The sequence below is a fragment of the Mesorhizobium sp. M4A.F.Ca.ET.050.02.1.1 genome, from assembly GCF_003997725.1.
GTDB lineage: Bacteria > Pseudomonadota > Alphaproteobacteria > Rhizobiales > Rhizobiaceae > Mesorhizobium.
The window spans coordinates 1-9,807 of sequence record NZ_RZSG01000161.1 but is presented as its reverse complement, the minus strand read 5'-3'; the positions used below and the strand labels follow the sequence as shown (position 1 = coordinate 9,807).

Sequence of the window (9,807 nt, the reverse complement as noted above, 5' to 3'; positions counted from 1 at the left end):
GTGCATGTGCTGCTCGCCGGTGCCTTCCTGCCGATCGCCGATTTCTTCATCGTCAACGTGGCGCTGCCGACGATCCAGGCCTCGCCCAAGGCGCCGGCGGCGCTCGATTTCGGCCACTGCTTGAGGGTTCGGCCTTCCTTGTTAGCCTGCGCCGGCCTTCCAGCATGTCGCGCATCGTGTCCAGCAGGGGTTATTCAAGGGAGTAATAAGGCCGCCCCTGACAATGAAATTAGACGGGCTTGCTATTTCCGGGAACAGTACGCGCACGAGATCGCGGCCCGGATGCAAGACTTCGGCAACGAGGAACTTGCGGAAGGGCTTCCTTCCATCCGCAGTGCCGCGCCAGAGCGCAGACAGAGGTTGGAAAATGGTCGCCCCCCGGCTAACGCTTGATCGCCTGTTCAACGACACCGACGCCCCTGTCCAGCCCGGGTCGAGCAATAGCGATGCCGTCAATCCCACCCGTCGCGCCTTTTTGGCTGGCGGCTGCCTTTGCCTTGCCTGCAGCTTTGCGGGGCCTGTGCTCGCTGATGCGCCCATGGCGAAAAGCCGGGCGCCCGGTTTCTATCGCCTGACGGTCGGCGACTTCGAGGTGACGGCGCTGTCCGACGGCACCAATATGCTGCCCGCCACGAAGTTGCTGCGAGGCGACCCGGCGCGGATCGAAGACGCTTTGAAGCGCGACTACCTCGGCGACGTCGTGGAGACCTCGCACAATTCCTTCCTCGTGAACACCGGAGCCAAGCTGGTCCTGATCGACGCCGGTGCGGGCTCGCTGCTGGGAGCAACTACGGGCCAGCTGGTGGGCAATCTGCGCGCGTCGGGGTATCGACCAGAGCAGGTAGACGAGCTTTACCTCACGCATCTGCACACGGATCATGTCGGTGGTCTTATGGCCGGCAACGATCGGGTCTTTCCCAATGCAATCGTGCGTGTCGACAAACGGGACACGGACTTCTGGCTTAGCGAGGCAAGCCTGCGCGCTGCTCCGGCAGAGGCGAGGCGGTTTTTTGAAGCCGCGGTCGCATCGATCACGCCCTATATGCGAGCCGGCAAGCTCGCCGTCTTCGAAGGCGACACCGACCTCGTGCCCGGCGTGCGCGCCCAGGCAGCCTACGGGCACACTCCCGGGCACACCATGTACGTGGTCGAGAGCGGGTGCGAGAAGGTCGTGCTGTGGGGCGACGTCGTGCATGTCGCTGCCGTGCAATTCAAAGATCCCTCCGTCACCATCGGGTACGATGGGGACGCTTCGGAGGCCGAAAACGTGCACAGGCTGGCTTTCGCGGATGCGGCAAAGAACGGCTACATCGTCGGCGGCGCGCACATATCGTTTCCCGGCCTGGGTCGCGTGCGCCACGACGCCGAGAATGTCTACACCTATGTGCCCTTGAACTACGGCTAGACGTTTGCCGGGAGCACAGTCGCGCGTAAGTCGTTCCGCTTCGCAAGGCAGGCTACACCTGCCCAGCGGAGGCTTCTTTTCCACTCGGCGGGACACCCAAGGGTGATCCGCAAACGTCTGCTACCAGTGCCCGAAACCATTGGTGGGCGGGGTGGGTGTGCAGTCGTCGTGCCAGATCAGCTTGTAGAGCAGTTTCTCCGTCTCGAACGGCAGGTCTCGCACCACCAACCGGGGCTCATCAGTGACGGCGCGCCAGGGCCCGCTGAAAAAGCCAAGCGGCACGCAGGTGAGAAGGTCACTGCGCGAGACGATCCTCAGCGCGTCGGAAAAATGATTGACCACGGCAGCGATCGTCCTTGTGCGCCCCGTCAGGCTGAGCCAGCCATCCACCAATCCCAGCCCCAGGCCTGATGGGGTCACCAGAACATGCGCCGCAGCGGTGAACTGGTCCAGGGTCAGGCCCTGGGCCAGATCGTGCCCGCTGCGCATGACGCAGACATAGCGATCCGTCCGCAGACTTTGCACATGCACTTCTCTCGGCAGCGAGGCAAACATGCCTACCGCGCAGTCGAGCGTGCCGCGATCGATTGCGTCCAGCGAGGCCTCATGGGTATGGATGGCGAAAGAAACGCGGGCGCGTGGGGACGCTGCCTGTAACCTCAGTGCGATCGCGCTGACCGCTTCCATCGCCAGACTGTCTGTGATCGCGATCCGGAAACTGGTCGCGCCCGATGCGGGATCGAAGTCGTCGGGCGCGAAGGAGGCACGGATTGCCGTAAGCGAACGATGAAGTTCAGGCCACATCGCGACCATGCGTGAAGTAGGTTCGACCCCGGACGCGGTCTTGAGAAAGAGCTGGTCCTTGGTCAGCTTGCGGGCGCGCCGCAGGGCATTGCTGACCGCAGGTTGACTCATCGCCAGGCTCGAGGCCGCGCGCGTTACATTTCTTTCCAGCATGATGGCTTCAAGGACTGCGATCAGGTTCAGATCGAGGCGCACGTTATTCACCTGGGAAATGATGCTCGTGTCTAAATCTAAATTGGACGCGCCGAACCGGACAGGCAATCCTGTTTCGAACGAGCAGCCGAACACATGCGAGTGAATACGTGAACCTCGCAGCCGGTGGTAAAAGCTCCGTACAAAACAGAGGACACGTCATGAATGATCTCGCTTTCGCGGACGTATTGCCGAAGCTCACCGGCAAGATCAGCGCCGAGCGCATCCGATTGATGCGAACGCCGCGGCCGTCGAAGGAATTGATCGACGGCTTCAAGCGGATCGGCGACGCCACGAGCGTCATTTCGGATATTATGGATGAGCTTGGCATCACCGGTGTCGTCGGCGCATCGACGCTGAAGCCGACCTTGCCCTCGGCTTCGATTGTCGGTCCGGCGCTCACGGTGCGCAACATCCTGCAGCGCGAGCATGTCTACGAGACGGCGAGAAACCACGTCAATCGCATGGCGGAGTTCGAAGCTCACAACCTGGCGCTGCCGGGCGACGTGATCGTCATAGACGGCGTCGCCGGCGTTTCCAACATGGGCGGGATTTCGGCCCAGACGGGAAAGAGGCAGGGGGAAGCCGGAGCAATCGTCTTCGGAGGGATTCGCGACCTCGGGCATTCGCGCCGGGTCGGATATCCGCTTTGGGCCACGGAGGTCACGCCGGCGACGGGCAAATGGCGTATCGAAACCGTGGAGATCAATGGCGACATCCAGATCGCCGGCATAAGGGTAGGGGCGGGCGACATCGTGGTCGCCGACGAAACCGGTGTCTGCTTCATCCCGATCGCGCGAGCCGCCGAGGTTCTCGCGAAAGCGTTGAAGAAGTCGGCGTTCGAAGAGGCAAAGTGCGAGGCGATCGACTCCGGCGTCGCCGTAGCGGACCTGCCCAGCAATGCGTAACGCGACAAGAAATTCATCGCGAAAACTGCGCGTCGCCATCATCAACGATTACCAGGACGTGGTTCGCACGCTGGATTGCTTTTCCAAGCTGGAGGGCCATGACGTCAGCATCTGGACCGACATCGTCGCGGATATCGACGTCCTGGCGGACCGGCTGTCCGATGCGGATGTGCTGGTACTGATGCGCGAGCGAACCCGGGTCGGTGAAGACCTGCTCTGCCGCCTGCCCAACCTGAAGCTCATCAGCCAGAACGGCCACATTCCCCACATCGATCTGGGCGCCTGCGACAGGCACGGCGTCATCGTTTCCTCCGCGGTCACAGCGCGCCCGTCCTATTCCACGGTTGAACTTACCTGGGGGTTGATCATCGCAGCGATGCGCAACATCCCGTTTGAAACCGCATCGCTGCGCCAGGGCCACTGGCAGACGACCATCGGGCTTGGTCTGAGGGGCCGTGTTCTCGGCATCTACGGTTTCGGCAGATTGGGCTCGATGGTCGCGCAGATCGGCAGGGCCTTCGGCATGGAGGTGCTGGTTTGGGGCCGCCAAGGCTCGCTTGCCCGCGCCCAGTCCGAGGGCTTCAAAACCGCTTCCGACAGGGCCACGTTGTTCAGGCTGTCGGATGTTCTCAGTTTGCACCTGCGGCTGACTGCCGAGACCGCCGGTGCGATCGGTCCTGATGACCTGGCCCTGATGAAGCCGACCGCATTGCTGGTGAACACCAGCCGCGCCGAATTGATTCAACCCGGAGCGCTGGTGGCGGCGCTGAAGAGCGGCAGCCCCGGAAAGGCCGCCATCGACGTCTTCGAACGCGAGCCGCTTACCGATGCGGCCGATGCCCTGCTCGGGCTTCCCAATGCGCTGTGCACGCCGCACCTCGGCTACGTTGAACGGGACAATTACGAATTCGCCTACGGCAACGCGTTTGACCAGATCGTCGCGTTCGCCGAGGGGAACCCGATCAACGTCCATAGTGTCCATGACCTGAGACAGGATCACTGAAATGAACCTCGAACTCGACGACAAGGTCGTCCTGATAACCGGCGGCAGCAAGGGAATAGGGCTGGCTTGCGCGCGCGCCTTCGCGAGGGAAGGTGCCCGCGTGGTGATCGTATCGCGCAGCCAGCAGAACCTGGACGCCGCAAAGGCGAAGCTTGCTGCCGATGGCCTGTCGGCGGCGAGTTTCGCCGCCGACCTGTCGGACGGGCTTGCCGCGAAGCAAATGGTCGCCATCGTCGAGGACCAGGTGGGCCCGATTGCGTCACTGGTCAATTCGGCTGGAGGCGCCAGGCGAGTTCCTCCTGACGAGCTGACGCCAGACAAGTGGCGCATTGCGATGGACGCCAAATTCTTCACCTACATGAACGTCATGGACTATGTCCTGCCTCTGATGGTGCAAAGGCAGGCCGGCACAGTCGTCAACATCGTCGGCACGGGCGGCAAAGTCGCCTCACCCATGCATCTGCCCGGCGGAGCCGCCAACGCAGCACTGATGCTCGCCTCGGCGGGGCTCGCGGCTGCCTGGGGGCCGGCGGGCGTGAGGGTCAACGTGCTCAATCCCGCCGCTACCATGACCGAACGTCTGCAATTGTCGCTCGAAGTGGAATCCAGGATGACCGGCAAGACGCCGGAAGAGCTGCTGCGGCTCAATGAGCAGCGGATACCGCTGCGGCGCTACGCACGGGCCGAAGAAGTGGCCGACGCCGCGCTTTTTCTCGCCAGCGCAAGATCCTCATACGTGACCGGCGCTTCGCTGACCATGGACGGAGGCCTCACACCATTGGTCGTTTAGCGGGCCGTCGCGAGGAAACTACGGGAGGAAGAAATGTTCACTTGGTACAAAGAGTTGACGGAGCGAGAGCGGAACACCTTCTGGGGCTGTTTTGCCGGCTGGGCCGTCGATGCGATGGATGCACAGCTCTTCAGCTTCGTGCTGCCAATTCTCATCGCGGCCTGGGGAATGTCGACGGCACAGGCTGGCTATCTGGCAACGGCAACGTTGCTCTCCGCGGCAATTGGAGGATGGGCCTGCGGCTACCTCGCTGACCGCTTTGGCCGGGCCCGCATCATGCAGCTCACGATCCTGTGGTTCTGCAGCTTCACCTTCCTTGCTGGTTTCGCGCAGGATTTTCAGCAGCTGATGTTCCTGCGCATCCTGCAGGGGCTGGGCTTCGGCGGCGAGTGGGCCGCCGGCGCGGTTCTCATGGGCGAGATCATCCGCGCCGAGCATCGTGGCAAGGCCGTCGGAACGGTCCAGAGCGGCTTCGGCGTTGGATGGAGCGCGGCCGCCATATTGGCAGGATTGGTCCTGGCGTATTTTCCCCAGGACTATGGATGGCGTGTTCTGTTGATGATTGGCGTCCTTCCTGGCCTTCTGGTTCTCTATCTACGGCGTAAGCTCGAGGAGCCGGAGATCTTCGTCAGAACGCGCGAGCTCGTCGAGAAGACCGGAAATCGTCCGGGATTGGGCGCGATCTTCCAGCCGGAAACATTGCCGACAACGGTGCTCTCGTCGTTGCTTGCATTCGGCGTGATTGGTGTCGGTGGCGCGATCGTCAACTGGCTGCCGACCTTCATGAAGACGGTGCGCGAGCTGTCGCCGGGCGCCTCGGGATATTATGTCTTCGTGGTGACCGGCGGTTCGTTCTTCGGATTCCTGGCGAGCGCATATCTGGCCGATCGCCTGGGCCGGCGGCGGACGTTCCAGCTGTTTCTGCTGTGCTCCTGGTCGATCACCATCGCCTATATGTTCCTGCCGCTCTCGGGTTGGCCGCTGATTGTCCTCGGCGCGCCGTTCGGCTTCTTCACGATCGGAAACTATGCCGCGCTGGGGCCATTCTTCACCGAGCTTTTCCCCTCCGCCATTCGCGCGAGCGGTCAGAGCTTCGCCTATAATTTCGGTAAGGCGGCCGGCGCGGCGGCTGTGTCGATGATCGGGATACTGGCGCAGCATATAGGCCTGGCGGAGGCCATCGGCCTGGTCGCACTGCTGGGCTACAGCATCGCGTTTGCCGCAACCCTCATGCTGCCTGAGACGCGCGGAATTCAACTGAGCTCCAGCTATGAGCCTTCCGCGCCGCGTTCCGATATCGGTGCCGCTTCGCCGCAGGGCCAGACCCCGGCCTTGCGCGCGAGACGATAGCCGTGCGGATGCACACGCGGGCGCCGGGATCGCAAGATACCAATCGTTTCATCGAACACACCTCGCGAGGTCAGCAAAGCGATGCGCAAGAGCATATCGGTAAAGGGACTGAGCCACCGGCATCCAGTTCCCAATGCCTGCCGGATCGGCAGCATGGTGTTTTCGGGAGCGGTTCATGGCGTGAACCCGATCACGCACGATTTGCCGTCCGAAATGGCGGATCAGTCGGCCAACCTATTTGCCAACATGCGTGCCATCATCGAGGCCGCCGGCGGCAGCGTGGAGAACATCGTCAAGGTGGACATCTATCTCCGCGACAGCGGCGACCGGAATGCCGTGAACGAAGAATGGCTGCGAATGTTTCCCAATCCCGAGTCACGGCCGGCACGACATGTTCAACCGCTGCCGCCAGACAGTCCGTTCCTGGTGCAATCAGAATTCATCGCAGTTATCAAGGAAACTTCTTGATCTCGGCACAAGAGCCTGGGGGCTAAATGCCTTGCCGGCGGACCGGGTCTCGCACCGGCTTGTCGCTGACGTTTGGCCGCGTCGCGGTGAGGCCAGCTTCAATAGTCTTGAGAAGCGCGACCGCGGCGTCGAGACCGGCGGTATCGCCTCCGGCGGCGGCGGAGACGGCGGAGCCCCATTCCTTGCGCACCAAGGCATAGTTTTCCGCTCCGCGCCGCGTGCGGTGGACACTCACGCCGCGGCGGTCTTGCGGATCGACATGCCGCTCGATCAGCCCCTTTGTTTCCAGATCTCGCAGCACCGGCGACACATTGGTGCGCTGCAGGCCGGTCGCGGCCGCGATCTGGCTGGGCGTGGCCGAGGCGTGCAGGACGAGGTGGCGCATCACCATGCCCTCCGACTGCGACAGCTGCACGGCGCGCTCGTCGCTGTAGCCCCGGAACTGGATCTCACGCGCAACGATCAGGATGAGGTCGGCCAGGTCGGCCCAGCGGACCGTCAAGGGGTGAGTCTTGCGGGCGGTAGAATCGTCGTTGGTCATGGAAGTGGAGTTTACAGACCGCGCGCGAATATGTATATAACAATAATGATTATATAAACATAACTATCGTCATATAAGTATATGGAGACTCCCGTGACCCATCCGACATCTGCCGGTCCTGTCCGGCATTCCGCGCGGTCGATGGCCCGCGCCGGCGGGCTGCATGACCTTGGCGTGCATGTGCTGCTCGCAGGCGCCTTCCTGCCGATCGCCGATTTCTTCATCGTCAACGTGGCACTGCCGACGATCCAGGCCTCGCTCAAGGCGACGCCGGCGGCGCTTGAGCTGGTGGTGTCGGTGTATGGCGTGGCCTATGCGGCGATGCTGGTGCTGGGCGGCCGGCTCGGCGACCGTTTCGGCCGCCACAGAGTGTTTCTCGCAGGGCTTGCCGGCTTTATCCTGGCGTCGCTCGCCTGCGGCCTGGCGCCGACCATCAATGCGCTGATCGCGGCCCGGCTGCTCCAGGGCGCGACGGCGGCGATGCTGGTGCCGCAGGTGCTGGCGACCTTCCAGGCGACCTTGCCGGGAGAGCGCAAGACAAGGGCGATCGCGCTTTACGGCGCGACCTCGGGCATTGCCGCGATTGTCGGCCAGCTCGCCGGCGGGCTGCTGGTCAGCGCCGACCTGTTCGGCACCTCCTGGCGGCCGATCTTTCTCGTCAACATCCCGCTCGGCATCATCGTCTTCTTCGCTTCCCGGCTGGTCGTGCCGGCCAACCGCTCGCCGCATCCGGCCGGCATCGACCTGCCCGGCACCGTGCTGTTCGCGGCGACGTTGACGGCCCTGCTGGTGCCGCTGACCGAAGGCCATTCGCTCGGCTGGCCGGCTTGGACCAAGGCGATGCTGGCCGCCGCCGTGATGCTCGCAATGCTCACCGCCATGGTCGAGAAGGCCACGGAAGCGCGGGGCGTGGTGCCGCTTCTGCCGCCCTCGCTGCTCAGCCTGCCCTCGATGGCGCGCGGGCTTGCCATGGTCACCGTGTTCAGCGTCGGCTTTGGCGCCTTCATGTTCGTCTTCGCGCTTACCGTCCAGAACGGGCTCGGCGCCAACGCGCTGCAAAGCGGATTGGCCATCCTGCCGATGGCAATCATGTTCTTCATAGGCTCGGTGGTTAGCCCGCGCGTGATCGGGCGCTTCGGCCGCGCCGCGCTGGCGGCGGGCGGCATCATCCAGGCGCTCGGCCTGGGATTGCTGATCGGCATCACGCTAGCCGGCTGGCCGAGGGTCAGCCTGGTTGAACTGGCGCCGGCCCTGGTGCTGATCGGCGCCGGCCAGTCGATGCTGTTTTCAGGCCTGTTCCGCGCCGTTCTGGGCGACGTTCCCTCCCATCTTGCCGGCGTCGGCAGCGGTGTGCTGATCACGCTGCAGCAGTCCGGCCTGGCGCTCGGCGTCGCGACGCTCGGCACGCTCTATCTGGCGCTGGAACCAACGGGCATCGCGCAGGCCTTCGCCACCGTCATCGCCAGCCAGCTTCTGATCATTGTTGCACTGGTGCTGTGCATCGGGCTGCTGCCTCGGTTCAACAAGCACCAAGGACATGCTCAGCCAGTGGAGCTGTGATCCTAAAACAGCGTCGAAGCCGCTACCGTCCGCTCAGGCTGCAGGGCAATCGGTGGTCGTCGATTCCTTGCTGCTTCTTCAGGCGCGGCTGAAGCGGTCGATCCTGAAATCATCGAGCGGCGTTTCGCAACGGCCGGTCGTGATGAGTTCGGCCATGGCGTCGCCGACGCCGGGCCCGAGCTGGAAGCCGTGTCCGCAGAAGCCGAAGGCGTGGAACAGGCCCGGCGTCGTCGCCGAGCATCCCATGACCGGCAGCATATCCCGCACATAGCCCTCGCAGCCGGACCAGGTGCGGATGACCGCGACCTTTGCGATTGCCGGCAGTAGCCGTGCGACGGCGCGCAACTGCGTCGGCAGACGCAGGGGGTCGGCGATCGCATGGCCGGGATCAAGGTCGACCGATACCCTTTCGGCCGCGCCGCCGAAGACGATGTTGCCGCGCTCGACCTGGCGCAGATAGGCGCCGTATTCCTTGTCACGCGCCCAGATGCCGACTACCGGCAAAATCCGATGCGGTACCGGCTCGGTCACGCCCATCTGTGGGCCGCGGGCGTCGAGCGGGACCTCTTCGCCGAACTGCGCGGCGATGCGCGCGCCCCAGGCGCCGGCGGCATTCAGCAAACACTCGGCGGCGAACGCCCCTTTTGAACTGGCGACGACGAAGCCGGAGCCATTGCTGCTGATCCTCTCGACCTCGGCTTCCTCGATCATCTCCGCGCCCATCCTGCGGGCTGCCTCGGCAAAGGCCGGAGCGATCAGCCGCGGATTGCCGCTGCCGTCCTGCGG

The 9,807-nt window shown here is 63.7% G+C and carries 11 protein-coding genes; 8 read left to right on the top strand and 3 right to left on the bottom strand.

Going from position 1 to position 9,807, the window contains the following annotated elements:
* Positions 1-393, top strand: a 393-nt coding sequence (locus EOA33_RS13525) for a multidrug efflux MFS transporter (RefSeq protein ID WP_145989133.1), incomplete at its 5' end; no start/stop codon positions are given.
* Positions 368-1,405: an MBL fold metallo-hydrolase gene (locus EOA33_RS13520; protein WP_127405836.1), complete on the top strand. Its 1,038-nt coding sequence runs from the start codon at positions 368-370 to the stop codon at positions 1,403-1,405. The genes EOA33_RS13525 and EOA33_RS13520, both read left to right, overlap by 26 nt.
* Positions 1,406-1,525: 120 nt before the next feature.
* On the opposite strand, the gene EOA33_RS13515 is transcribed toward EOA33_RS13520, so the two are convergent.
* Positions 1,526-2,404, bottom strand: coding sequence for a LysR family transcriptional regulator (locus tag EOA33_RS13515; protein WP_245482332.1), 879 nt, complete (start codon positions 2,402-2,404; stop codon positions 1,526-1,528).
* A gap of 158 nt (positions 2,405-2,562) precedes the next feature.
* Here EOA33_RS13515 and EOA33_RS13510 point away from each other — a divergent pair, with 158 nt between their 5' ends.
* The 5 genes from EOA33_RS13510 to EOA33_RS13490 all read left to right on the top strand — a co-directional run bounded on the left by EOA33_RS13510 (position 2,563) and on the right by EOA33_RS13490 (position 6,920).
* The gene (locus EOA33_RS13510) at positions 2,563-3,309 is read left to right on the top strand and encodes an RraA family protein (RefSeq protein ID WP_126058813.1); all 747 of its coding nucleotides are present in this window, start codon (positions 2,563-2,565) and stop codon (positions 3,307-3,309) included.
* A 58-nt stretch (positions 3,310-3,367) separates the two neighbouring features.
* Positions 3,368-4,312: a D-2-hydroxyacid dehydrogenase family protein gene (locus EOA33_RS13505; RefSeq protein WP_245482331.1), complete on the top strand. Its 945-nt coding sequence runs from the start codon at positions 3,368-3,370 to the stop codon at positions 4,310-4,312.
* Between the two features lies 1 nt (position 4,313).
* Positions 4,314-5,102: an SDR family oxidoreductase gene (locus EOA33_RS13500; RefSeq protein WP_126058814.1), complete on the top strand. Its 789-nt coding sequence runs from the start codon at positions 4,314-4,316 to the stop codon at positions 5,100-5,102.
* Positions 5,103-5,135: 33 nt separating this feature from the next.
* Complete coding sequence (locus tag EOA33_RS13495) at positions 5,136-6,452, top strand: MFS transporter (RefSeq protein WP_127405835.1); 1,317 nt, start codon at positions 5,136-5,138, stop codon at positions 6,450-6,452.
* Between the two features lie 81 nt (positions 6,453-6,533).
* Positions 6,534-6,920, top strand: coding sequence for a RidA family protein (locus tag EOA33_RS13490; protein ID WP_127405834.1), 387 nt, complete (start codon positions 6,534-6,536; stop codon positions 6,918-6,920).
* Positions 6,921-6,942: 22 nt separating this feature from the next.
* Here EOA33_RS13490 and EOA33_RS13485 read toward each other — a convergent pair whose 3' ends face one another.
* Positions 6,943-7,461 (bottom strand): MarR family transcriptional regulator, encoded by a 519-nt coding sequence (locus EOA33_RS13485; RefSeq protein WP_127405833.1) that lies wholly within the window; start codon positions 7,459-7,461, stop codon positions 6,943-6,945.
* Between the two features lie 93 nt (positions 7,462-7,554).
* Between EOA33_RS13485 and EOA33_RS13480 the strand changes: the two genes are divergently transcribed.
* Positions 7,555-9,021: an MFS transporter gene (locus EOA33_RS13480; RefSeq protein WP_245482330.1), complete on the top strand. Its 1,467-nt coding sequence runs from the start codon at positions 7,555-7,557 to the stop codon at positions 9,019-9,021.
* A 78-nt stretch (positions 9,022-9,099) separates the two neighbouring features.
* On the opposite strand, the gene EOA33_RS13475 is transcribed toward EOA33_RS13480, so the two are convergent.
* A partial coding sequence (locus EOA33_RS13475; protein ID WP_145989132.1) for an FAD-binding oxidoreductase occupies positions 9,100-9,807 on the bottom strand: 708 nt, incomplete at its 5' end.